This window comes from Gimesia chilikensis, from assembly GCF_007744075.1.
In the GTDB taxonomy this organism is placed as follows: domain Bacteria; phylum Planctomycetota; class Planctomycetia; order Planctomycetales; family Planctomycetaceae; genus Gimesia; species Gimesia chilikensis_A.
Genome location: NZ_CP036266.1, coordinates 7047376 through 7073837, shown reverse-complemented (window position 1 = coordinate 7073837; position 26462 = coordinate 7047376). Strand labels below are relative to the sequence as shown.

Annotated in this window: 14 protein-coding genes; 6 read left to right on the top strand and 8 right to left on the bottom strand. The window is 45.0% G+C overall.

Going from position 1 to position 26462, the window contains the following annotated elements:
- The first annotated feature begins 184 nt into the window (after window positions 1-184).
- Window positions 185-3283, top strand: coding sequence for a tetratricopeptide repeat protein (locus HG66A1_RS26650; protein WP_145191444.1), 3099 nt, complete (start codon window positions 185-187; stop codon window positions 3281-3283).
- Window positions 3284-3590: 307 nt separating this feature from the next.
- Here HG66A1_RS26650 and HG66A1_RS26645 read toward each other — a convergent pair whose 3' ends face one another.
- The 4 genes from HG66A1_RS26645 to HG66A1_RS26630 are packed head-to-tail and all read right to left on the bottom strand — an operon-like array spanning window position 3591 to window position 6034.
- The gene (locus tag HG66A1_RS26645; protein ID WP_145191441.1) at window positions 3591-4094 is read right to left on the bottom strand and encodes a Mov34/MPN/PAD-1 family protein; all 504 of its coding nucleotides are present in this window, start codon (window positions 4092-4094) and stop codon (window positions 3591-3593) included.
- Entirely contained in the window at window positions 4082-4951 is an 870-nt protein-coding gene (locus tag HG66A1_RS26640; RefSeq protein ID WP_145191438.1) for a HesA/MoeB/ThiF family protein, read from the bottom strand. The genes HG66A1_RS26645 and HG66A1_RS26640 overlap by 13 nt, the downstream gene beginning before the upstream one ends.
- Window positions 4948-5892 (bottom strand): E2/UBC family protein, encoded by a 945-nt coding sequence (locus tag HG66A1_RS26635; RefSeq protein ID WP_145191435.1) that lies wholly within the window; start codon window positions 5890-5892, stop codon window positions 4948-4950. The genes HG66A1_RS26640 and HG66A1_RS26635 overlap by 4 nt, the downstream gene beginning before the upstream one ends.
- Before the next feature lies 1 nt (window position 5893).
- Window positions 5894-6034 (bottom strand): hypothetical protein, encoded by a 141-nt coding sequence (locus HG66A1_RS26630; protein ID WP_197996829.1) that lies wholly within the window; start codon window positions 6032-6034, stop codon window positions 5894-5896.
- 209 nt (window positions 6035-6243) lie between these two features.
- Here HG66A1_RS26630 and HG66A1_RS26625 point away from each other — a divergent pair, with 209 nt between their 5' ends.
- The 4 genes from HG66A1_RS26625 to HG66A1_RS26610 all read left to right on the top strand — a co-directional run bounded on the left by HG66A1_RS26625 (window position 6244) and on the right by HG66A1_RS26610 (window position 9478).
- Complete coding sequence (locus HG66A1_RS26625) at window positions 6244-6900, top strand: RNA polymerase sigma factor (RefSeq protein WP_145191433.1); 657 nt, start codon at window positions 6244-6246, stop codon at window positions 6898-6900.
- Complete coding sequence (locus HG66A1_RS26620; protein ID WP_145191430.1) at window positions 6897-7274, top strand: hypothetical protein; 378 nt, start codon at window positions 6897-6899, stop codon at window positions 7272-7274. The genes HG66A1_RS26625 and HG66A1_RS26620 overlap by 4 nt, the downstream gene beginning before the upstream one ends.
- Window positions 7267-8142 carry an ImmA/IrrE family metallo-endopeptidase gene (locus tag HG66A1_RS26615; RefSeq protein ID WP_197996828.1) on the top strand — a complete coding sequence of 292 codons (876 nt, stop codon included), beginning with the start codon at window positions 7267-7269 and terminating at the stop codon, window positions 8140-8142. Before HG66A1_RS26620 ends, HG66A1_RS26615 begins: the two co-directional genes overlap by 8 nt.
- Before the next feature lie 523 nt (window positions 8143-8665).
- Window positions 8666-9478: a hypothetical protein gene (locus HG66A1_RS26610; RefSeq protein ID WP_145191424.1), complete on the top strand. Its 813-nt coding sequence runs from the start codon at window positions 8666-8668 to the stop codon at window positions 9476-9478.
- Here HG66A1_RS26610 and HG66A1_RS26605 read toward each other — a convergent pair whose 3' ends face one another.
- Both HG66A1_RS26605 and HG66A1_RS26600 read right to left on the bottom strand, forming a co-directional pair.
- Window positions 9479-10396 (bottom strand): matrixin family metalloprotease, encoded by a 918-nt coding sequence (locus tag HG66A1_RS26605; RefSeq protein WP_197996827.1) that lies wholly within the window; start codon window positions 10394-10396, stop codon window positions 9479-9481.
- An 85-nt stretch (window positions 10397-10481) separates the two neighbouring features.
- The gene (locus HG66A1_RS26600) at window positions 10482-11390 is read right to left on the bottom strand and encodes a hypothetical protein (RefSeq protein ID WP_145191418.1); all 909 of its coding nucleotides are present in this window, start codon (window positions 11388-11390) and stop codon (window positions 10482-10484) included.
- A 987-nt stretch (window positions 11391-12377) separates the two neighbouring features.
- Here HG66A1_RS26600 and HG66A1_RS26595 point away from each other — a divergent pair.
- Entirely contained in the window at window positions 12378-13922 is a 1545-nt protein-coding gene (locus HG66A1_RS26595; protein WP_145191415.1) for a lipase family alpha/beta hydrolase, read from the top strand.
- A gap of 800 nt (window positions 13923-14722) precedes the next feature.
- Here the strand turns inward: HG66A1_RS26595 and HG66A1_RS26590 are convergent.
- Together HG66A1_RS26590 and HG66A1_RS26585 are read right to left on the bottom strand one after the other, a co-directional pair.
- Window positions 14723-16636: an AAA family ATPase gene (locus HG66A1_RS26590; RefSeq protein WP_145191412.1), complete on the bottom strand. Its 1914-nt coding sequence runs from the start codon at window positions 16634-16636 to the stop codon at window positions 14723-14725.
- A gap of 1837 nt (window positions 16637-18473) precedes the next feature.
- Window positions 18474-25985, bottom strand: coding sequence for an RHS repeat-associated core domain-containing protein (locus HG66A1_RS26585; RefSeq protein WP_145191409.1), 7512 nt, complete (start codon window positions 25983-25985; stop codon window positions 18474-18476).
- Between the last annotated feature and the right edge of the window lie 477 nt (window positions 25986-26462).

The window sequence follows — 26462 nt, the reverse complement described above, 5'->3', positions numbered from 1 at the left end:
ACCATATGAGATTTCAGCTCAGAATCCAGTATGAAACCAGTCGACTTACGGAATTACCCCGAGCCACCAAACTGTACTATTGACTAGACCTCGGTGGTGCCCATAAGCTCAAAATAGCCCTCAGGATCACGCACGTGTAGTCCTGGGGGAGACATGCTCTCTTACTACATCACAGGTTGCGACTATGAAACCAGCACAGACACTAATTACCTGTCTGATTCTCTTTCTTTGCACGACTTCTCTCGCCCCCCAGCTGACCAGGGCTGCGGATTCTGACATCAAGCCCATTAAGTTCAATCTGGAACGCAAAAAACGGGGCAGCACAGAGACCAGCAGTCGACTGCCTCCCGGCCCTAAGGGAACCATCGGTTTAATTGATGGCACTCCCGTGTTTGGATTGGAATATATCAGCAGCCATTATCTGGCCGGTGGCGCGCAGAAGGAACCCGGCCCCTTATCGCGTGAGCTGGTCCGCCAGGCGTTCCTGATCGCAGCACGTGAGCATCTGGGGTGTCGCACACGCGATGCGCTGCTGGGGGAATCATTGCCCCAAAAGACATTACCGCAACTTGGTCGCGTAGGGGTTGTCTCATCCACATACTGGCCACTCGGCTCGAAAGGATATCTCGTCTTCGGACTGGCTGTTTATCAGGAAAAAGGGGCCGAACGCCAGTTTCTGCTGGAGAAGAATTTCAAGATCGATGGGAAGGAAACGGATATCCTGCCTCAAATGGCAGAAGCCATGGCTTTGGCTTCTCAAAATGAATTTCCAGCTCTGCTGAAAAAACTGGGAGTCCCGGAACGTCCCCTGGTGAAATCAAAATACGCTGCCCTTCCTGAATCGTTACTAAAAGATCAGCACAAGTTAGACTCTTTGACACAATATCAGATCGTCAGAGGACTGCATCAGTTTCTTGATGAAAATGGTCCTAACTGGAAAGCCTATCTGCAACTGGCACAAGCATACGGTCACCTGGGAGTTCTGACGGAATTTTACTGGAGCGATTTCAGTTCCGTCTGCAAGGCACGGGGCTTACTCTATGCGTTGCGTGCAAAAGGTACCGCTTCCACACCAGCAACCGAATATGAGGCCTTTGCTAAAACCCATCTGGGAACCCGGACAGCCGGCGAGGCCATTCCCCAGGCCACCGCTCTGCTGGCATACCTGCAGGCGATTTATGGTCGCCATGCTGACGCAGCTCAGACTCTGGCCGAGTATGAAAAAGCAGTCAAAGAGAGACGCTGGAAGCCTGCCAGCACCATGCAGGCTCCCCTGTATTATGCGAAAGCGATTGCCAACTACGACCTGGAGGCATTGAGAAATCCCCAGGAGAAAACCGCTCCTCAACTGGGGCCTTTCTATCTGGCTGCTTTGTTTGAGGCATCCGGCCTGGCCAACCAGACCATGGAGAACTATTTCGCGGCGCTGGAACAGAATCCGGACTCCCTGCGACTCAGCGACGGCCTGTCCCTGGGCCGTACTGTAGGTCACATGCGAATTTCATCGGATACCCTGCGGCAGAACACAGTCATTCTGCTCAATAAAAAAGTATCCGAATTGAGTACGCTTTCTCCTGATGTGAAATCAGTGTTAGCCACATACAAACAGAAATCGTCGACGAACAAAGAGATCGCAGCCCGGGAAGACCTGACCAACGGGTTGAGCCGGCTGGCAGCTGAAAAGGAAGCCCAACAGGAATTTACCAGTGAAGTACTGGCCCATATGCTGTTGGAACGAAGCTTCACGAACGCCGAAGTCACTGTGGATATGGCGCGGAACTATCTCGGCCTTGATCCGACCCCAACTATTGAATTTTATAAGTCGATTTGCAGTTCGCATCAGTTTAAACATCTGATTCAACTACAACAGACGAATTCGAACCAGGCCATGGCATTGCTGAGACAGGTCGATCAATCCCTTCCCAGTAACCCGGCTCCTGCATTTCGACACATGCAGCTCATGGTCCCCATGACTAATGTCGGAATGGGAATGGCCCAACTCCCCATGATGGCGACTAACTCCAGGTTCAGGCAAATTGATTATACTTATACTTGTCTGCTTCCGCTCCGCCAGGTTGCTGGTCAGTTTTATATCCCCATGGATCTTGAGGATCTCCCCACCATCAGTCCGAAATCGGAAGCAGCACAACTGGTTCCGATTGAAAATAAGAAAACAACTCTGGAAGTTTTACTGGAACTTGAGAAGAAACACCCCGAATCGGTCCTGATTTATTCTGCGCTCGCTGCTCGCTATGAGAAAGAAGCAAAGGAAAACAAAAAGCGGGAGGAGGATCTGCAACGGGTTCTGGCTCATCTCACCACGATTTCCCAGGATGACACTTATTATTCTCAACTGGCCGATCTTTACCAGAAACAGAACAAAGAGGACGAGTGGGTCAAGCTGACCCGCAAAATGCTGGAGCTCCCGAGCCCAACTTTGAAAACGGTGCACTGGGAAGTGCAACTGGCTTACTGGCATGCGAGGAAAGACGAGAAGGACAAAGCATTCGAACACGCCGAACACGCATTTCAGTCCGGCTCTACTGAATCGTTTCAATGCCTGATTGCCCTGCATTCTAAATATGGTGATTTTGATAAAGCCAACAAGCTGTTTTCCGACATGACAGACCGCTACAGTGCTCGGTCACCTGACTGGTTGCGCTGGTGCCTGTGTCACAATAAAGGTGATGCCAAAGCAGCTCAGAGTAAAGTGGAGGCTTATTTCCAGAAAGTGAATGCCCGGTCGACTCCTGGATATCAGTCGATGATGTTCCATTTTTATACAATCATCAATGAACCACAGAAAGCATCTCTTGCGCTGATGACCACGCGGAATTTATCACGGGTCTCTCCGGCAACTTTACTGCTGGGAAGCTGTGTGGCCGACCAGACGGGAAATAAAGCCGAACGGGACCGTCTGGTACAGGCGACCGTTGATTTGGAAAAGAACCCTGTAATGGCCAAAGATTACGCAGTCTGGATCGAGTATGCTAAAAAATTACAGCTTTTTCTTAAGCGCCCTGACAAACGCAAACTCAATAAGGAACTGGTTACAGACCTCACAGAAAAATCCAACAGCGATTTCCGTCAGAACCTGGAACTGGTTTCTGCTTATTTCCTGACGACAAACCGACTGGGAAAAGAGGCGGCTCCGCTATTATTGCACTCTGCAGTTCTGATGAAAGACTTCCCGTTGACAGTCAATGTTATAAGCAGACAGGTACTTCGCAAACAGGGGATGACAGTCGGCCCCGGGAACGAAGGGTTGAAAACAAAAGAATGAGACTGACGATCGGTACTCGATGAACGTCTGGGGGAGAAATCATCGTCGTTGAGTCACCACAAGTATGGCCTTTGAATTAAGCCTGAATGTGTAATTATGGGGCTCGAATCGTTAGAATATAGAGTTTTTAATACTTATTACCCTTGAGCAGGAATTCCCTAAGTGGATGAAGCGTATAGACTTGCTGTGTTATTATTCAATGAAGGTATATGGCTGGTTCTCTTCAGAGAATGGTTACTAAACCTTCATTGAACTTGAGCACAATCCCCCACACCTTCATGCAAGTGATCACAATCATCATTCCAGATTATTCATAAGTAGTAATCTGCATTGATCGTATCCCAGAGAAGCTCCAGAACCATTTCCTATGAATTTCATACTGCCACCCATTTAATTCCCATTTTGATCCTCCAGACACGATCAGCATTAAAGGGTAATCAACACGCGCAGTGTGACTGTTTGCGATCCGACGTAAAGTCAAAAGGTCACGGTAGCTAAGGTTCCCTGTGCCGCCAGGATGGGAATGCCAGTCGCCTAAATAGCAGAGAGTTCTTTGACTTAATTCGTAAACTCTGGCAATTTCATTTAGCTGATAATCGTGGTCAGGCACAAAACGGCAGGGTTCATGAATTGCAGCAGGCCCGGGTCCAATGACATGGGTAATGACTGGCTCAGCTTTTGGGCTTCCCCAATAACCCATCAACACGCCCCCAGTTTCATTCGGTGTCGTTTTTTCGCATTCAGAGATTAACTCAGTTACGGTTGACGTTCCGATCCAAATTATATCCGGCTTATCTATTAATTGTGACATAGGGAGCACTCTGGATGGCGTTCCAGTCGGTAACCTGTGAACTTTGGGACAATAAGCTGCCCTGAATCGTCCCTGAATGCCATTGTTAAGACATCCCAAGGAGTAGAGGGGTAACCATCCCGATGCTGATTGCAAAGTGTGGAAATTGCAGTACGAACACCAGAAAGCGAAATTTCTGCCATATCAAACCCCGCCCCCGTGAATGTGACTTCACCACAGCCTTGAGGTTGTACATTTCCTTGAGGATCAGACGGCGGTTCTTGGATGGTACCGTCATTGCAGGCATATCGATAGCACATCCAGCAACCTACGGTTTTGTCTGGTATGATTGACAGGACCTTCCCTCCCCACGCACCATATGTTCCTGATACGGCTATATAGGGAATCTCCAAGTCTCGTGCCAGTGTTGATAAATAATGCTGCACACCTATTTCCGCAGTCGCATCAAAAATTAAGGAGACATCAGATACAAAATTCAGAATGACCGAATTATCGGAGTCTGAGTTAGAACAATCCCGAACACCCCCAATGCGATGGAGAACTGGGGTCACCAGTGTCGATGGGTAATTGCTATTAAGAAACTCGGAAATTGCGTGCACTTTATATCGCCCAGCTTCGATCAACCCAAGGGGCCAACGCCCCATAGTAGCCGGATCTACGAAGTCATGATCCATCAATCTCAAGTTGCCAACGCCAGCGCGAGCAAATTCAAGCACACTAATGGATCCCAGGCACCCTACGCCAAAAACGGCAATCGATTTTTCTCTCATTGTCTGCAACTCCGGTGTCCTTACCATGACATCCATATTGCCGACACGCCCCTGCCGAGAAAAATAAGCTTGATTTGAATCTATCAATTTCGTTTCTTCCGTTTACTATTTCGTTTATTTTTCGGTCCTTTTGGGGACTTCATGGGTTGATCAAATCGGATCAATTTCGTTTGATTTACATTGAACACGCACAGGAAAATCCAGCCTTCCCCCTCAGTTCGCCAGCCAACTTCCTCCGGAAACAGAACTCCCCACAATTTCACATAGCCACCTTCAATACGATTCGGGGGAGCCGTACGCGCAAAATCATTGCGTGATATCATCTCTTCAAGAAAGAGCTTTTGATGAGAGTGTTTAATTGGCTCCTGGACTCTGAGCCAGCAACCATCTAAAGGTTGCTGTTTAGATGAATTAAGAACCGTGACGTCTGAATTTAACAGAGTCTTTCCGTCTCTGGACCGTAGTTCGGACATCAAACCTCGTATGAAACGTTCCGGAAACGGGCCTTGAGGGCCGAAGGGTGAGACCGTAAATGTACCTTCATCATACTGACCAGGGACCTGCCATTCACCAGGCAGAACGATCATGCTTTCGGAGTAGCCATAATATTCACTGAGAGGTTCAGCCTGCTGTTGCTCTTTTCCAGCAACGAATGTCTTATCATTAGAAGAACCAGCTTCGATAACACGGGGAAGCTGCTGCTGAAGCAAACCAGCAACAGTATCAGTGGTGTGCCATTCGTTCGTACCCCGTCCGATGAGACAAAGGTTTTTCCCAAAAGGGTTCTGGTGGTGTGCAAGATCCAGGTCAGGTGCATCCACTTGAAACCGGAAATATGGATAAAGGTCCGGAAAGGTGACTATTAACGGAATTCGTTCGCCTGCGTAAGGCATCTCAATTGTCAGTCTTAAGATACCGCAGGCAAACGCTTTCTCGTCCCGCTCATAACCGAAGCCTGCTTGGTCCAGAGCATCATACTCATGATCCAGGCGATCGGGAATTTGCTCCCACCATGGTGCTAAGTTCATCCTACTTCTCGTCGATCTGGAGGGCGCGGGGGATCAGGGGGACCTGGCACATGGTCTGGTGGTCCAGGAGGACCATCAGGTTTACCTGGTTGATCGGGGGGCCCATGGCCGGGGGTATTATCCGGCTTTCCGTGTTCATCATGATTCATGAATACTCTCCATAAATGATACTTTTTGAGAGGAATGTAGTTGAGGACCATCCTCACCGGAACAGAAATCTCTCCCTATCGTTCAATGCGAATCAGCGTTACAGGAAATTTGAAATTTACTGATTTTTCTTGCTGTAACGCAAATTCGCTTATATATAAGATTGATTCCAATGATCGTTAGACAAGGGGATTTTGCAGATTAATGAATGAATCATCTCAATCAGCAAATTTGACTGAGGATTTAACCCTTCGAGCCTGGGAGAATGACGAATCGGTCCTCGGTGAACTGGTTCTGTCCTATGCTGGAAAGCTGGAACGCGCCATCGCCAATGAATTTCGACGCTTTTCACCGGCAGAAGTAGAAGATGTGGTTGCTGAAGCAATAAAGCGATTTTGGGAAGGTCGTCATGATTTCGACGGTCAGAAAAATATTGGGGCATATTTGTATCGAATTGCGCAGCATGTCGCATGTGAACTGGTCTCAGGAAGACTGAACTGGCAAAAGTCTCGAAATTTGGAACGCTCAATCGATCTGTTTCTGGTTGAATCTGATGGTGGAGTGCCTGTCTCAGATCTGGAGGAGCTTGAAAGTCAGAATCCCAAAATCTGTGACGACTTGAACGAGGTCGTACGACAGCTTTCTGAAATACAGCAAGATGTAATCTGGGCATATGCTTTTGCCGGCGATTTTGAACTCGACGCCGCGCACCTGGGGCGTGAATTAGGAAATAAATACAAAGATGGCATACCTATACCCGCCGGTACCATTCGCCAGTATAAAAAGCGGGCGAAAGATAAGATTTTTAGTGAGATGAATAAACGGGGTTACGATCTCGAAAAGTTAGGAGTCGGGGAATGACTATCAAGGGTAGAAAAAGCAAGTTTGATCAATTTATACGTAGGTCACAAGTTCCCAGGGGATTTCGCCCCGAATCTGATCAAGAAATCGAAATGATGCTGGATGCATTAGGTCCCTGCGAACTCCCTATCGAAAAATGCCAGCAAATGCTTCGGAAGATCTGTGGTCAAGAGCCTATGGTTTGGGAAATAGAAATTATTGAAAATGCGTCTCCAATCCTACACAAGGGATCGACCGCTGAGGTAAACGAATTGGTCGAAATGTTCCGAAGTAAAGGCTCGGATATTCCGCCAAATTTGGAGGAAAAGTTACGTGAACTAGAAAAACAGGCCGCGGAGGAATATGACGAGGAGAAAGAGGAACTTGATGGCTAAAATTGTGGATTGGAAACATATCTACTATGAACGCCAGCTTGCAACAGAAGCAGGTGAGCGGATTGCTCAGGCCTATAATTTTTCTACGCCTCCTGTCGATCCACTGAAGATCATTCACGAAGAACGTCGATTGATTCATGCTGTCGGAGATGATTTTGGGGACGCTTTCGATGGCCGGATCAAGTATATTGGTCCACGCTTCCTGATTTGCTATAATACTCGCTATGATACTTGGCCTCATACTGGCTCTCATCATTCAAAAGTTCAGTTTACCATTGGGCATGAGCTGGGGCATTACTTCCTCGACGAACATCGCAAAATTCTGGTTTCAACACATACTGCCCATGGCTCCCGGACAGAGTTTGTCTCGGATTCCCTAATAGAACAACAGGCGGACTGTTTTGCGAGTGGGCTTTTGATGCCTTCAAGCCTCTTCCGCCCCCTCATCAACAAGAAGAATTTTCCTTCAATTGATGAGATCAAAAAAGTTCGACAGAGTTTTCAGGTCTCATTAATAGGGACCCTTGTACGCTGGACTCAACTTTCTGATTTTCCCTGCGCAACTATTGCTGTCAGGAATGGCGTGATTCAATTTGGTTGGGTCAGCGAAGCATTTCGACGCATTGGAGCATATCGGGTGCTTAGGGGCGAGAGTGTAGAGGGGCGTGCATTTCGGAGATTCTCAGGGCAAGATCCTTCCTTCTCAAAGTATCGGGATGGGAGTGGATCCGGAGTTGGGTTGAACTGGCTTGACTACAGTCAGAAACGGCTGGACACTTTAGAACATTATTTCGTAATTCCCTATACCAAAACCATCTGGGTATTCCTCATTGTCGATGAAAACGATCTCTTAGAGCTCGATCTCTAAGTGTATTGAAAGATGAACAATCCTCGCTTTCGAGTTGAACCTAAGTGTTTTCAATTCAAGTAGCTCCCACATGCTGATTTCAGAGAAACGTTACCTGATTCAGTATCTAGATCAGTAGTATTCTCTACAGCATTGTCTTTCGAATAGAGACTGAGGATTGAGAGTTCCTCTTATTGAGTTTGGGTAATAACCCCCGGAGCCCTCGAAAGGTAATAATGCATTGTTACAGAGGGGGCACTACTCTAGAGTTGAATTTACCTACTGTTTCTGATCCATCCAGTATTAGTCACTCACAATTCCATTTTGGAATCAACTAGCTTTTACTGAGCATAATCCCTGCTTTAGTTTTTAATGGCAAAATCCCTAAATCCTATACAATAATACTTTTTCGATCTCATCAATAAGGAATAAAAATTATTCGTACACTTATCTGTACAAGACCAACAAATAGTTCGATAAACAAAGTTATAAAGTAGGCCAAATAATTGGTTATCAAGTTTTGTACACAAGGATGTTCCGGACTATGACTCGATTCCTTAGGTTATTCTCCTTACCGATGATTTTACTTACGATTTCTGGTGGTTGTGCAACTGTTGGTACACCAGCCGATCTCTACCAGAGAATCGCAGATCGGATGCAAGAAAAAGCAAAAGCTAAGCAACTTGCTAAGGCAATGCGAAAGACGGCAAAAGAAGAAAAACATAAGTCCAAGCACTGCGAAGATTATGTGATGGAACAAGGTAGACTGGAAGAAGCTACTGAAACCGACGTCAATTTCAAACTGCAAAATGGCATTGAGTTTGTGGATTTCGCTCTTGATTTCGATGAAATTAAGAAACTTGAAAAACAGCAGGCCAAGTACGATCAAGAATATGATGAGGCTAAGAAAGCCTGGGTCGAATATGAAGACGAAAGAGAGAGAAGATACTTAAAATTAAAAAGGGAGCACGCCAAACTCCAGGCGAATGCAGCTGAAAATACTCAAGATGGATGCACTAACAAAGTAATTTCAAACTGCTGCATCCCACCTCTAAAAGAGTATGTTAAGTCCGAGCCTCCCAAGCGCAGGAGCGTCGGTATCGATGAAATCCCCATAACGGTGAGAATGAACGTTAAGCTCAATGCCGAAGCGCCTACCTTTGAGCAAGCCAAAATCAATCGAAAGTTTATTCCAGCCAAAGCAGCTAAGGAATCGTGTTGTCCTCAATGCGGAACACAAGGATGCACAGATTCGTGCACATCTTGTGGTTTTAAAGCAATGAAAAATGCCGCAGCGAATCTTGTCCCCCCTGCTCCTGCAATAACTGAGAAAATCGGTTCGTTTGATGAAATCTAATCATTCAATCAACCCGAGCCGTCTTAGTTCATCTTCGATAAAATCTCTGATCTCATCATCAGTTACAGTATCTACGGCATCTTGAGGTGGGGGACCGGAATAGGGGAGATTTCTAGCTCGCAGTGCATCATCCGGAAGGGGGCCTTTGATTCCAGGATTTATCCGTTCGCTCATCAAGTTCCCTTTGGAAGGCGAGTGTTCCAACCCCAGAATATGACCAATTTCATGAGCAACTGCCCCAAGAAATAAATCTGTAGTCCAGTTTCTGGTGGAATCCATTTCCACTTCCAAGTAGTCCGTTGTACTAGTTCCCACGGGGCCTAGGTCCGCCTGTCCGAGCACAGGACCGGTTAAATTTCTGGTTTTAAAGACAACATTAGCCTGTTCTTTTTTTAAGACTCGTCGACTTCGAATCAAGGCCACTTTTTTCCACCCCCCCCATGCGAGTTCAATCAGTTCATGGGCATTTGAAATCGGTGGTGCGTCTTCAATGAAATAATGGAACCATATTTCATTTGTCGGATTCCCACTATCGTCAGTCATCTTGAATCCGGGGTCTAAGGGATTTTTATTTTTGGGTTGTCTTCCAGCGCATCCGATCCAGGAAAGCAACTCGCTGATTGTTTTAGTCCCCAGAATTTTATCCACTTTCAACTCACTAATCTTCTTCTGAAAATCACCTACCGAATCCTCAATTTTTTCGAGTAGAGAGTCCAGATCATCTTTTGCGTTCTCAAAGAGCTTCGTTAAAGAATCGTCTTCATCTGCATCTGTATCGAGTGATAGTAAAGTCAACAGACTTTTCGCCAGAGAAATTTCGTCCGGCAATAACCCTTCATTTTCAAGACGATTATCTTTCCAGCGAGCAAGTAATGCTTTGCTGACATCCAAAAGCAGTTTCGTCGTAATTTTGGCCATCTTGATATCCCCACTATTCATAAAAAGAATATAAATTCATTCAACCGCGTCAGCTGTCATTAAGTCCTTCTCGCAGGGGCATCGCTCAATGTTTATAAGAATAAAATTTGTGCTTTTGGTACTTCCTGAATTTATGGTTCTTTTTGAATTTGGAAGAAGCATTTGAATATTTATTCATATAATTTAAATAGGTAGCGCGATTTACTTCATAATTCTGAATTCTAGTCAGCTCTTGCGCTGCAGAAGCTCGTAAAGCATTTACAAAATTTTGGACAATCGGCGCGAGTTCATTAACCGTCAGATTGTTCTTTCTTAATACATTGAATGTGATTTCGTATCTTCTGCGAAGAGCGTTAAAAAAATTTTTCCAGGCATTTCTGACATCGTCACTTTTATTTTTTAAATCATTTTCCAAGTACTCTTTTTCAATACTGTCCAGTAATTCCGAAACTTGTTCCTTTTCAGTCGCTTTCATTATCTCAGGAATCTTATCTTCAATCGCATTCGCCACTGCTATGACATTTTTTGAATAGTTATCATCAAAGTAATAGACCAGGCTTTCCTTGAGCATTTTATTAACTCGCGCCTGATACTGAGATTCGGTTGTTTCGGCAACCTGTTGTTGATTGTCCGATTCAGTTGCAGGAGGCTTTATTGAGACTGTAACTGGGATTGTCATTTCTTCTGGACCACTTGTTCCTTCTAGCGTCCAGGAGAAACTGATATTCCATGATCCCTTTTTATCGGGAATAAAAGTGATTCCTGTGGAAGTTATTGTTGGATCAAATTCACCATTCGGTGGCTCGACCTTCCATGTTTTGGGATCAACTTCAATAAATCCATTCGGGGTGACTGTTACTTTTTCACCAACCACGGGAGATGATGGCGAGACTGTTACGATATCTTCTGCTTTGATCTCTGATGCAGACAGCCCTCTGGTCAAACAAAAGTTAATGACCAGAAATGAGATGATAAGAAATAAACGATTCCGCATTGAGGACCTCCAGAATATATTCAGTGAACCCACCTAGAATTAGATTTGGACGTGAAGTGCAACTTTGCTGAATACCTAAAGAGTTCGAAGTGCACAACTGGTTAATTATAATGTACATATAAAACACTGAACGCAAGCAAAAACCCCAGGTTTTTGCACATTGCCCACTCTTACCTTGTGGGTTAAATGGAAAGAGACAAATATGAAACCCCAATTCAGTTTGATATTCATATTGAAGAGCGTGTTCCCGCGATTTCCCAAGAACGTGATTATGACAATTAATATGATCTAAAAAGAAGCCTCGTACTGTCTGCAACAATTAAACAATGATGAACCAGACTGCTTAAAAGCTGAAACGACAGGTGAAAAAAAGTTTGCCCTATCCTAATACAAAATGATTATTTGAAACTTGAACGTCATATGCATCCTAGCATCGGCGTTCCTTCCGAAGTCGCCTCTAAGGTATCCGACCTAGAATTCTCTAGCGTGTTGTCCACTAGTCAGCGATGCGATTAACGCCTCTAAAAATTGATTCGTGATCTTTGATCGCCTCCAAATACCTTCTCTTAGATCTGCCCCATTTTATACATAATATCACGTATTTGTTTGATTATATGTATTCAAGCGGCCATAGTGAAGCTTGAGATGTGATCGGGGAGAGTGGGCTGGGGGAAATCGTGCTGAAAAGCTGGTGAACGTGAATGATGGTAAAGAACCATATCCTGAAACAGAGAACTCAGCCAAACAAACTCACTATCAAATGTGATCTCTTTTCAACGCAGTTTCGCCTTAAGTGTTTTATTACATTTGATATTTAATGGGGCGGATAGCACGACTTTCTGATTAGAGATTATCGGGATTGTTCAAGGTCCATTTTCTATATCAATTGTTAAACAAAACGAGCGAAGATTTCTTTGAAGCTTCAGCCGCGTTCCAATGCCAACGTCACATATCTATACAATGTCAATCAAAAATAGGAGATGTAGAATGGCAATAAAAGCCCCTTATTATCCCATCGTTTATGTACGAGGCTTTGCGGCGACTATGGCTGAAATTGAAGAGACAGTTGCAACTCCGTATATGGGATTTAATCTGGGCTCAACCAAGATACGTCAGAATTCTGAAAATGAAATAGTACGATTCATCTTTGAATCACCTCTTCTTAGACTGATGAAGGATGAAGGTTACCGGGATACCTATCAGAATGGTGATTTGGTTGAAATTGGTCAAACAGTAGATGCGAAATCAATATGGGTCTTTCGGTACTACGAGGAGGTTTCAAAGGATCTGGGAACCGGAAATCGAAAGACAATATTAGAGTTTGCTGTAGAGTTACGAAAATTCATCTTGCAGATTCGAGATCATATTTGTGGCAACGACAAAGAGGAAAGAAAGAACTTTAAAGTTTACTTAGTTGCCCATTCCATGGGCGGGCTTTTGACGCGCTGTTACTTACAAAACATTTGCCGGCATTACCAAAATGAACAGTTGGAACTTCCAGGACCAAGCCTTGTGGATAAGGTCTTTACTTACGCAACTCCGCATAATGGGATCGACATTTTTGGGTTCAATGCTCTCGACATGGGGCCATTAGACCCGTTTCATGTCAAGAATTTTAATCGTGATTATATGCGGGATTATTTAAGAATTAACGACGAGAGGACTCCTGTTTCCTCACTAGATGGTGCTTTTCCAGAAGAACGCTTCTTTTGTTTTGTTGGCACAAATTACCGTGATTATGACGCGTTTTACAAGCTTTCTAAGAAGGGGACTGGCCCAATGAGTGATGGTTTAGTCATGATGAAAAATGCGGTAGTCTCAAGGGCACCGCGCGCATTCGCTCACCGAAGTCATAGTGGCCCCTATGGGATCGTCAATTCCGAGGAAGGATACCAAAATCTGCGCCGATTTTTATTTGGGCAGGTACGAGTGGATCTTCGGTTGTCTGTCGACGAAATAATGCTTCCGCCCAATGTACAAGAGCAAAGAGACGCAGGTAAAGACGTCGAGGCAAATTACAATATTGATGTGACTGCTAAGGTTCGCGGAGCTGGATATTTCCTCAATGAGAGGCGAGTCATTCAAGAATCGGCAATACGCAAACCATTGGAGGAGATGGCACATCAGGATGAATCAACTTACCTATTCAGCGGTTACCTGCACAAAGCTGGTAAATCACAAGATTCGCAGGACACCGCTCTCGGATTCATTATTCACATCAGCATTGAGGTTCCCGCTTATCAAGTAGATAACCGGTTTTGGTTCGATGACTATTATGAAGGAGAGCGGTTATTTTCTGAAACGATTACTTTTGAGGTTCGCACAACCATGGATAAAACGACGGTGCGTTATGGTCTTTCAAGCCAAGCAGGAGTTGGAAAAGCCAATCGGATGGGAGACCTGACACAAGCTGACAATAAAGGTCGAAGGTTCCTACAGATTCCGATAGGTTTCAGAAAAGGAGTTAATAATCCCCCCCGTCCCGGATTTCGTGGCAAACTATTATTAACAGCTTCACCATGGAACAAGTGAATCCAGACTTTTCTTGAGAATCTTGTGTTAACGAAAAAGAGAAACCTGCTCATAGTTTGATCCGGAGCTGCAGTTCTTCTTCACAAAAGAAGCGATGGACTAGCTTCTGATTCCATACCATAAACTTGCTTAAATATCCTCGACATGGTACCGACGATTGGGCTTCCACTGGCAGGTGACAAAGGGAATTCTTATTGCCACAACGATTACCGAGACGCGTATCAATCATGACTTCGCCCGGAACATCGCATCCGTTATCCTTCTCTGGCAAGCCACAGTTCCAGGAAAACCCAGATTGAAATATTTTCGCCATTATCAAACCCCACAAACTGGCTCGCGTCAGTTTCTAATCCAGACGAGAATTGCTCGATAAAAAAGCATTGATTCATCGAAACTTTAAACACTATCCGTTTCGATCGATGTGCTGGGTTTCAAATGATCGACGGCCTGTGAGGATATGACGGATGATCTAAGGCCTCAGCGCCTGTCTGAGCTCAAGATATAGGCAACTATGACAAAAAAAATCTGATTAGAAACAATTTGAAATCTGTGTTACTAGTCGTAGAGATCTGCGCTGACAGCAGGTGTTCGACGAACACGATATAGTTTGGTTATAAACCCATCCAATTAAAACACAGTCAATCATCCAGTGAGCACTAATCTCACAAGTAATTTAGCCTACGGAGCAATGCAGTTGTTTAGTCGCCATCATTCATGTTATCAGAGTGCGGGGGTTATTGTTTCTCAAAGGTATTTATCAGAATTCAGGAATTCAATCACTATCAACTGAGGACTTTTCTTTAGCTCCAAGTAATGGTTACCATGTCACGCGAAATTGATACGGGATCTCGATCCAAGTCGCTTTCGTTTCCTGAATGGAATGATTGTGACAATCCCAAATTAATCGAACTTGTAGAATGATATCTTTGTTTGTCTTTCAATGTTTCTTCCTGAATTCGGCGTTCAATGAGCTCGGAGATCAATTTACGGATGATACGACCTCCTTCTTTTCCGCCGGATTTATCATTTCTACGATATGCTTCTTGCGCAATTGCAGAAATCAGACTTTCAGAAACAGTAATATTTTTATCTCTGCGATCCAACCAGGTTGTAGCGACTCGCTTTAAAATGAGACGAGTTATTCTCAACATTGCCTCTTCATCGAGAGGGGCAAATACCACTGTTCTTTGAATTCGCGCCAGGAATTGAGGAGTAAAGACTGGTTGACTTGATCGTTCCTGCCGCACACGTGAAAGTGTTTGCTTCACTCTTTCTTCAATCTCATCCATCGATTTATTGGAACGGACCATTTGCGAGATGGCATCACTGCCAGCATTAGTTGTCAGGATAAATATTGCTCGATCAGCATAGGCTTTTACTCCTCTTTGGTCGACAATCCAACCTTCGTCAAATAGATTCAGGAAAGGTTTCCAGACATTAGGATGTGCCTTTTCTGCTTCATCCAGTAAAAAGACAGCATAGGGATCGGAGTTAAGCTCATTGATTAACCGTCCGCCAGACTCATGGCCAACATATCCTGGGGGTACTCCGATGATGCCAGATACACTGTGAGACTCACTAAAATTTCCCATCGTATAGGTATTCAGCCGACGGGTTCCGGAATAAAACTCTGCGACACGTCTGGCTAATTCAGTTTTGCCAACCCCTGTCATACCAGCAAATAAATAAACGCCCGCCGGTTTACCGGGATCGGTAAGCCCAGCTTTGACCATTTGTAATTCACTGGCAATATCAGTTACAGGACCATTCTGCCCTACGACCAACGAGGATAATGCAGTTAAATAATCAACATCTTCGGATGTCCCCGAGATGGTTTCTTGTGGGATGCCTGTATATTCCGAAAGTGCTGAATCGATCCGTGAGGGTGTGATCTCATCTACGCATTTTCCAAGTTGTGAGTGTTCAAACTGAGCGTCTTCACAAGCTCTTTTGAGTATTTTAATCGATTTTCCCGGCTGCGATTCCTGAAAGAGATAACTACTACTCAAGTTGACGGCACGCTGAATCGCGGACGGAGCGATTTTTAAACCATAGAACTGAGATAGACGCGTTGCTTCTTGCTCTGTGATTTCCAGAGTCGTTGACTCATCTGGTTCTGACAGTTCGATCTGGTTAAAAAACTCTCTAATGTGAGAATCGCCACCAATCAAATCGTTGTATTCCCAAGGCTGCATCAAGCCGATGAATTGAATTTCAGGACGCCGTGCAGCGGCTTTGATCAATGGCTTGTTGCTGCCTCCATTAGGCCTGTGAAACAGGGTGCTAAAACCTTGAATGCAGAGAACAGTATCTGATTGTTCTTGAGCTACTGCCATCAAAGACTCAAGACATCCTCGACTATCCTCTGGACCGACAGCGGAACAGTCAAACCACAAGAATGTTCTCTGTGAGAGAAACGGGAATTCGTTATGCGAGGCTAGCCATGCTAACTCATGTACGGTTGCCGTCTTACCAATTCCTGTCTGCCCTGTAATAATCAAATGTCGATCCAGCTTACGGTGCAGGACCCTGGCTACTCTTTGAAATAGTGTTTCGTTTAGAAATTTATCTTGGCGTTCTCTTGAAACAAAATAGGATTTCTCAATGCCAGCTTGCTGAATTCGTGTTGTGATATTCTTTGCTGGCATCAATTCGGAAAGGAACTCAAAAGCACTGTTGATCGATGGCCTGGTGGTTACTTCTGGCTCATTCATAATCGAACTTCCTTGAGACACACTTCTACTTTCTCCGATATCATATGATTTTCGTAGTCATCGACTAAAATCGTACTGTTAGTATATGGTTTGACCGGAGTCGTTAATGGTTATGTCTACCCTTGTGTTTTGGTTTAGTATCGCAGATACTGGAGACGCCATTCTCATGCTAATTTAATTGTCTATGAACGGAAATGAAGCTATTCTGTACCCCATTTAGTGGGATCTAAACCCCAAGGTTTTGTTGCGTATAGGACATCGTCTATTGACGATTATGTCTCCTTGGAGTAGTGCACTTTCAGATAAATAAGACGGCCTCACACTCAGCACCTAGAATATGTATCTCAATAGATTCTTGGGTCTGACGGAATCGTAATCTTTTCTCCCGACGCTCAATTAGAACTTTGTTTCCAATTACATCTCGGAGTTTACGCGATCGAGAAATACTTCTATCAGTTTTCCATTTGAGTAATTCGATATAGCCGTTTTCCTATCTTCTACTTGAATTAATTGACTCTCACATTTCCACACTCGAGCATATTGTCTAAGTGATACGGATGCGAGAGTGAATATCAATATCACTTCTATGCAACAAACCATGGGGATCAGTAAATCTACTTGCTTGCATGAGTGGTGGATTGGCCTGCCTCAATAACTTGAACTAGGACTTATGAGTGTCAGTTTAGGCGGTTTCGTAACTATTAACGGGACAACAGATCCCTGAAAGCTGCCAAGGCGTTGCCCGTTGACATTTTCCCTTCTTGGCGCCAATGAGCTTGTGTGTCGTAACAGATTCACAAACATTTCGACAGACATAAACACAATACAGAATCTACGGTGGAAAGATTCCGTAAAACCATTTAACCAGGGAACGCCCTGTTCAATATTCAAAGAATTAATTTGCAGTTGACACAGGCAGCTTCCAGCTACTAGGGAGATAATTTCCGGACCGTTATCACCCCGGATGCATTGCAGTACTCGATGGGAAGAAAACAGTTCGATAAAAATATCAATCACATGCTCGCTACGAATATTCAGATCTAACTTTAAAGCCAGACATTTATGAGGGAACTCATCGGCTGTGGTAAATCACTTAGCGATACGGCCTAATCAAGCTCGATCAAATCGATCAGTCCCAGCACAGGACATAGTTTTTTCCTTACAGTTGGGACATGTTAGAGCTATTATAGGTGTCACTAATCTTGCTGCGGTTCATCATTTATTGAAGTACTCTCAGCCCTTCCTAAAGTATTTAGCTGAAGTATCAAGACAGGTCTCTCATCGATTCTCCTATAGAAATGAATAAGATGACAATAATTCTTGCCTTCCGCACGGTTCAAGCAGGGCAGGGTAATCCTGAATAAGCTGTGAAAAATAGATATCAGAAGAAACTATCATAATAATTACCTGCTAATTTACTATGGATTTAACAGTTTGTGGAATTCTGAAGGAGTATACAGACTGTCCAGGCAGTCATAAATGATAAAATCTAAGTCATGACATAAGATTAAGCATTGAATCAAATACTTCAGTAACTCACTATCAGGAAATGTGCGGCTAAATTTTATGTAAAAAGCGTTTGACCTTCCGTTAAACTTTGGATTATGTAATAGCAAATCAAATATTTTGTTATCTTCATACCACTCGTCTAGCAATGCTTCAAATGTCTCTTGTTCAATCTTAATAAATTCGTATTTGCCATATGGGGATACTATTTCTATGGCGATAATTTGGTCCTCGAATACGATATTATAATTATCAGGTACGTCTTTTATTCTCTCGAAAAGATATTCCAAGGTTACGCTTGAGTCTGTAATTATGTAGAGTGATCTCATTCTTATAAATCCTTCAGAAAATCAATGAACTCACTGATGTCATCAGTTACAAATCTAGAGTCAGTTTGGGGCCGCCTTAGAAGTCGTGATTCTGTGCCCTCTCGCACAACTCCGATCACTTTTCGACCGGCAAATTCAGTGTTTTTGATTGCATTTTCCACGTTTGCAATAGATCTTCCAATGCTATTCGTCCCAGTTGATACTTGAATGATTGCCTTCTTTGTAACAATATCGAGATCGGTTAAATCTTTTCCTGGCGCTTTTCGAATAACAAGCTGAATTTCAGTTGTAAATCCTGGCAATTCCTTTTCAATTTCACGAATGACTTCTTCTACCCCTACATCCAAATTTTTGGGACTACCCTGACCAGCTAATCGTCTACCATTCTCTATGACGTCCTTAGATACTGAAAAAGTTTTAGTTCCAATCGTAAATGATTGTGCTTCTTTTGTGTTTAGTTTGAATTTCGATCCTGTTTTTTTTGCTTTCAAATACGGTTTGAGAGTATCAATTTTTCCTTGTGAAGTTCCATTGGCATTCCTCTTTAAAAAGTTTTTATAACTATTGCTTACTCCTGGAACAAAAGGAACAGGGAGCGTACCACCCTTAGGACCAATGTAAATCCCTCTATCATTGTAATTTCGGGGGTCAGCCTCTGGACCGTGCACAACTTGCTGATATGCTCGATAGTATAATAAAGGTTCTTCTCTACCAGGAAGCGATAACATTTCTTCTATTGCGGTATCAATCAATTCGGGGTTAGGGACAGCATTTAGATAGATTTCATTTGAGCCTGTCCACAAGCCTGTCTCAGGATCGTAGGTATGTTTTTCTGGTGGAGGGTAATGCTCCTTAATTTCAGCACTATTAGGCCAAATACCAAAAGACCAAGCATGTAGTGTGTCGTTAATATTCCAACTTGCATCCGACTCCAAAGGCCAAGCTATATGACTCTTGAGCTCAATTTGAGGTATTGGAATCTCTGGAAGTATATGAGCTTGATCTTGAGCGGCAGTAGGGGAGATGCCAACCTTCCTATATTTTTCATCTGTGTAATCGTAAAGTAATGGATCCTTTATTTGGTTTTTAGAGTCAGCATAATTATTGAGAGAATTACTACTTTGTAAATTCAGCTTATCAATGGGATCCCAATTTTCATTCCAAGTCCTCTTCCGCTGTTCCAACCCACTCGGATCGCTATTGTTAATTGCATTGTTCCCCACATAACAGTACAAATCCTCTTCATCATCACGCATCGGATCTTCAGAAAGAAATCGTCCAGAACTAGGATCAAAATTGCGACGACGAATGTGGTAGCGATCCAGTTCGGATTCGGCATAGTAGCCGGTTTCACCTACCCACTGGAAGGGTTGGTCGGTTGTGCCGCTGGATGATTTGATTTTGCCGAAGGCGTAATAGACGTAGGCGTCGATTTCCACTTCAGATGAATCGGTTAACGCCACTGTGCTGCCCAAAGCGTCATAATGATAGATATCTGAATCTGCAGCTACAGTATCGTAGCGGCTGATCAAATTGCCGAACTCTTTGGGATTGAGAGTGTAGACAACCTGGGTGGTGTCCAGATCATCGGATTCAAGCAACACGTTTTGCTGGTCGTAGACAAATTTCGTTGTCCCGTTGGGATCTTCGGACTGCACGCGAACCATGTCGCCGTTATAGGTGAATGTGAATAGATCCCCGTTCGGTTTTTCGACCCCCGTATTCTGGTTATTAATGTCCCAGGTATAAGTGATCACGCCGTTTGTATCTTCCACCGTACGCTGATTGCCCGCGGCGTCGAACGAATAGGTGGTCACCACGGTACCATCGTCGGTAGTTTTGGTTCGGTTGGCTTCATCGTAGACGTAGGTGGTAATGGTGCTTCCATCGTCCGAAGTCAGTCGATTACCGACAGGATCGTAGGTGTAGGTGACATTATAGGCATCGGTGCCGCTGCGATGTTCTCGGGTGAGCTGGTACGTATCATCGTAGGTCCAGGTCACTCGGTCACCCGTGTCTTCGACCACTTGTGTTCGATTGCCGGTTTTATCATAGGTATAAGTGAACGCCGAGAAAACGCTGTTATCGGACTTGAGATGGAACAGGTTCGTTACTTGCCCGGCAGCATCGTAGGTTATCGAAGTCCGAGTTCCGTTCGCCAGATTCTTCGTGATTGGCCGATTGGCGTCATCATAGACAAAACTGGTGGAATCGCCTTCCGGATTCTGAATGGTTTTGACTCGATAGAGATTATCGTAACTGTAGGTAAACTGCCCGGCATCGGGATCGACCATTAAGGTGCGATTGCTGACAGCGTCGTAGTTGTAAGTGACGGTCTGACTGTCGGGATTTGTGACCGACTCCGTGCGATCGAGAGCATCATAAGCAAAATTTGTGTCACCAGTTGTGTCCTGTAACTGAATCCGGTTGCCGTTCGCATCGTAGGACATCGTCACGCGCGTGCTGTCACTATACTGCCTGCCGATCTCCTGGCCATTAGAATTATAGGTATAGCTGGTGATTCGTCCCAGGGGATCGACCTGAGCCTTTTTCCGGCTGGCGATATCGTACGACATGGATGTGATTTCACCGAGTGGGTTTTCAATGGATGTCAACAGCCCATCGGGATCGTATCCATATGTCGTGCGATGATCGTTGGCATCGATTTGTGCCATTTTGTAGTTAGCTGCATTATAGACAAAGGATGTGCGGTCATCATTGGCATTGACTGAGGTAATCACGTTGCCGGCCAGGTCGTAGATCGTTTCGCTGGTGTGCCCTTCGGCATCTTCCTGGCTGATTTGCTGATTGATGACGTCGTAGCTGAATGAAGTCCGATTTCCCAACGGATTGATGGTTGCCAACACATTACTCACTGCGTCGTAGATCGTAGTGGTGATCTCTCCCAGGGGATTCGTTTCAGTTAATTTTCGCCCCAGGGCATCATAGGTAATGGTTGTGCGCAAACCGAGTGGATTAATGGTGACGAGCGGCTGTCGTTGTGCACTATATATTGTGGTAATGATATTACCGAGCGCATCCTGAACCGCAATTTCCTGTCCCACGTTGTCGTAAGCGAAGCTGGTGCGATTAGTGAGGGCGTCGATCGTTGCAGCGACCCAGCCATTGGCATCGTAAACAGTAGTTGTGATAAATCCGCGCGGATTTGTTTCGGCGACTTGACGACCAGCCAGATCGAAGGTGTTTGTGGTTCGTTCCAGCATGGGAGAAATGGTGCCTGTTACCTGACCGGCGGCATCGTAGACCGTGGTCGTAATTTCCACAAGGGGATTCATTACGGCTGTCTGCCTGTCAGCGGGGTCGTATCCAAACGTGGTGATATTATTGAGGGCGTTGCCTTGGAACCAGAGTCGTCCGGCGTTGTCGTAGACCATGGTCTGAATTTCACCCAGTGGATTTTTGCGGGATCGAACCTGATTGGCTCCATCATATGAGAGTGTGGTAATGTTGTTGAGTGCATTTCCAAAGTACCATTCACGACCTGCTGCGTCATAGACCGTCGTTGAAATTCCATCGAGCGCATTTTTCGTGGCGATTTTCTGCCCAGCTGGGTCATAGACATAGGTAGTGATGTTGTCGAGTGCATTTCCTTCGTACCAGGCACGCCCGGCGGCATCATAGACAGTGGTGCTGATCCCATTTAAGGAATCTTTGGTCGCACGGAGTTGATCCGCAACGTCGTAGACAAATTCGGTTGTTTTATTGGAGCGATCGATTTCTGCAGTCACACGACCTGCATCATCATAAACTGTTGTAGCAATGAAGCCGCGCGCATCAATATCCGCCACCTGGCGTCCAGCCTTATCAAACGCATAGGATGTTTGTTGCCCCTCGGGGAGAATGGTGGCTTCTGTACGCCCCGCTTTATCATAAACAGTCGTGTTTCGCTCGCCTTTGGGGTTAACTACTGTAGTCTGTTGTCCAGCTAAATCGTAGACCTTCGTTGTGACTCTGCCGATTGCATCGATCGTCTCAATGATGCGACCGGCTGCGTTATAGACCGTCGTATTAGTCTGTGACATGGGATTCGTCACTGTGATTTGTCGATCGGCATCGTCGTATTCATACGTGGTCTGTTTATTGAGACCGTCGATCGTGGCTATGGTTCTACCAGCAGCGTCGTAAACAGAGGTATTAATCAGTCCTAATGGATTGGTAGTTCGAATCTGACGATCGGCTTTGTCGTAACTGAGTGAGGTCCGATTTCCCAGCCCATCGACAGTCGCAATCGTCCGGCCATTTGCGTCGTAGACCGTTGAAGAGACGTTGTTGACTGCGTTCCGCACGGCTGTCTGTCGGTTAACGTTATCATACGAGAATGTGGTGCGCTGCGCCATACCATCCAAAGTGGCAATGGTCCGGCCACCGGCATCGTACACAGAGGTGTTTCGATTAAGAAGTGGATTGATGGATGCAATCTGACGATTGGCGTCATCAAAAACAAATGTGGTCCGATTCCCCAGCCCATTTCCAGAGGCGATTTTGCGACCCGCGTCGTCATACACCATGGTGTCGCGTTGCAATAGCGGATTTACGAGGGCGATCTGTCGATCGGCTTTGTCATATACATAGGTGGTACGTTCGGATTCTCCATTCTCCATAGCAACTTTACGGCCCGCGGCATCGTAAGCAGTTGTATCCCGATTTGTCAGTGGGTTAATGATGGCGATTTGTCGATTGGCGTCGTCGTAAACAAAAGAAGTGTGAATTCCCAAGGGATTAACAGTGGATATTGAACGCCCTGCTGCATCGTAAACCGATGTCGTCCGCTCTGACATTGGGTTAGTAACGGCGATCTGCCGGTCGGCACCGTCATAGGCGAACCAGGTTGTGTTACCCAGAGGATTTGTGGATGCGATTGTTCTACCTGCATCGTCGTAGGTCGTCGTCACCGTTTCGTTTTCGGGGTTTGTCTGGGTGAGCTGGCGATTGACTTTGTCGAATGTGAACTGAGTGGCGTTACCAAGCGGATTGATGGACGATGTCACGTTACCGACGGCATCATAGACTGTCGTGTTGATCTCTAGTTCAGCGTTGAGAACAGCAGTCAGGCGATTAATGTTGTCGTAAGAATTTGTAGTTCGATTTGCGAGCGGATCAACGACGGAAATAGCCCGACCTGCGTCATCGTATACAGTCGTCGTGATTTGATTGAGAGGATCTTTGACAGAGGTTGGACGTCCAACAGGGTCGTAGCTGGTGGTTGTTCGTAGTCCCAGTGGATTGACTACGGCAACTGCACGTTGAGCTTTGTCGTAGATCGTCGTAGTGGACTCATTCTCCGCGTTAGTGACAATGACATTGGGATACGTTGTTTCGTATGTCGTATCGATGGCAAAACCAAGCGGGTTTGTCACTTTAGTCAGCCGGTAGATCCCATCATAATTATTGGTCGTGGTTTCACTTTCGGCATTGGTTTCGGTTTTGATCTGGTTTGCACCGTTGTAGGTCCAACTGGTCTGGTGTGTGAGTGGATCTATGGTCGCAGAAATGCGATTGGCGGCGTCAAACACATTCTGCGTTACTTCATTTAATGGATTTGTGATAAAAATGTTGTTCCCGACCGGGTCGTAGCTGAAAGTCGTCCTGAGAGTGAGCGGATTGATGGATGCAATTCGTTGATTGACGGCATCGTAGAGATGAGTTGTCGTTTCATTTTCAGCATTCTTTGACGAACGGAGGTTCATTCTGGAATCATAGCTGAAATTGGTGGAATAACTGAGTGGGTTTGTTTCAGTAGTGAGTTGACTGTCTGAATTATAATCGAAACTGGTTGTCCCCCCTTCTGCGTTCAGAACCGATTCCAGATAACCGTTATCTGAGTATGTGTAAGTCGTCTTGAAAGAGAGTGGATTTGTAACACGCGAGATTCGCCCCAAGTCGGTACGAGTGTAGCCCGTGATTTCTGAAAGAGGGTTTTCAACCTGGGTGGCATCACCGGCAGAGTTATAGGTCAAGTCTGTTGTGAAGTTTAACTGGTTCGTCAGTCCGGTTGCATTTCCAGAAGAGTCGTATGTGGTCGTTGTTCGATTTAGAAAGGAATCGATGGTAGCCCTGATCTGACCATGAGAATTGTAGATCGCTGTCGAACGTCTCGATTCTGCGTCTACAATGCTGACACGATTTCCGCTGCCGTCCCAATCCAGCGAGGTAGAATTTCCATCATAGTCCTGAACGGAGTAACAACGGTTGTTGCCATCATAAGCAAAATTAAAAGTACCTACACCTGGTTTGGCGATGGATGTGAGCGCTTTGGTTCCATTCGCCTGAGTTGTATAACCTAACGTGGTTGTATTTCCATTGGCATCAGTGATAGTTTTCACTCGAGCGTCCTGAGTGCCATCCCAGGTATATGTCGTTCTATTTCCAAGTGGATCGATGACAGAATTCACAAGACTCCCATCGTGGAGAACAGTCGTGACATGGTTGGCTGGATCAGTCACCTTTATCCATTTACTGCTCGGACTGTACTGGTTTGTTTCATCTGAATAAGTATAGGTGTAGCGATTTCCCTCTGGAGTGGTCAAAGATTCGACGCGGTGAAGACAGTCATATGAATATTGCGTGGTATTGTTATCGGGATCGGTAAGCGAAGTTAATAAGTTGTCGCCATCATAACCGAGATTGATAACACTCCCATCAGGATAAGTGACCTTTGAAAGCTGCGTACCGCCATTGATCTCAAAAGCAGTTTCCCGCCCAGCAGGATCCTGCACTGAAGACAGATTGCCTCCTGAGTACACAATAGTTGTTCGACGCCCGATTGGGGAAACAATGCCCGAAACGAGCTCACCATCATAGGCCATGGTCCAGATATCGCCCGCCGGACTAACGATTTTGTTTAAGCTTCCATTTATTTTGTAGTGCCATTCTAATCCGTCAGGTTGCTGTTCTACCCAGGTCTTATCGCTATTTTTTTTGAGCCCATTTCTGGTGGCGTTAGGGGCTGTGGACCACGAATTGGCGACGACATTGGTATAAACCAGATACTTTCCAGTCCCCGTGATGATATTAGCCTGTGAACCACTCATCTGTTCTACGGTTGGGTTAAACAGGCTTGAGACTCCATGCCCAAAACCTGATTCACCGCATGCAGCCAACGAATTGTATGTAAACACGGGAATGGCATCGAGAGGCCCGCATTCAGGTGTGGCAATTTGATAAACCACATTTCCCGAGGGCATATGAATATAGGCAGGCCCCGTCCAAAGGCCTGGGATGGGAAAAGCAAGCTTTGCCATGACCAGGGCAATCTCATTGGCTGCCAGGTTTAAGCCTTCGTTTGTGTATTCTGAAAATACATGAGCGGCCTGGTAGCCTCCTCCTATGAGGCACCCATTTTCGCATACCGCAGCAGGTTCAGTTGAGAGAGATGTCGATTGTTTTGAGCCTGCATTGGCGGTTAGCACTCGGGGAAATTGGGAGCTCGGATCGAAAGGCAACATACTGACTACTAACTCAGGGCCACATGTCTGCGGCAAGCGAGTTGCCATTCCGAATTCAGGAGGATTGAGAACGGGAAACGGGACTCCACATGATGACGAATATTCCAATGTATCGTCTCCTTACAGAAATTCTTGTCATTGACTTAGAGGAATGTTTGGTTTCGCTCAAAACAAAATCAGTAGTTAATTGATGTGGCATTAAACGATTCGGGACGAGAAATTCTAGTTCAAGTCACGAAGATTCCTGTCTTAGCAAGCCGGATATGATCACTACTGCTCGTACGACTACACAGCATGTTATTTTTTTGTGATTTTGATGTGTTAAATTTCGTGTCGAATGTGTACATTTTATTGAATGTCAAATAATGTACTAAATACACTGTAACATGAAAACATTAAATATATACAAAATTATATTTTATATTGATGGTCATGATTCTATTGAACAGTATTTATTGAATATGGATGCTTAAGTCTACTGGAATCAACCAAGTGTGATACGTTCTTTGGTCAACTTCTGATTTG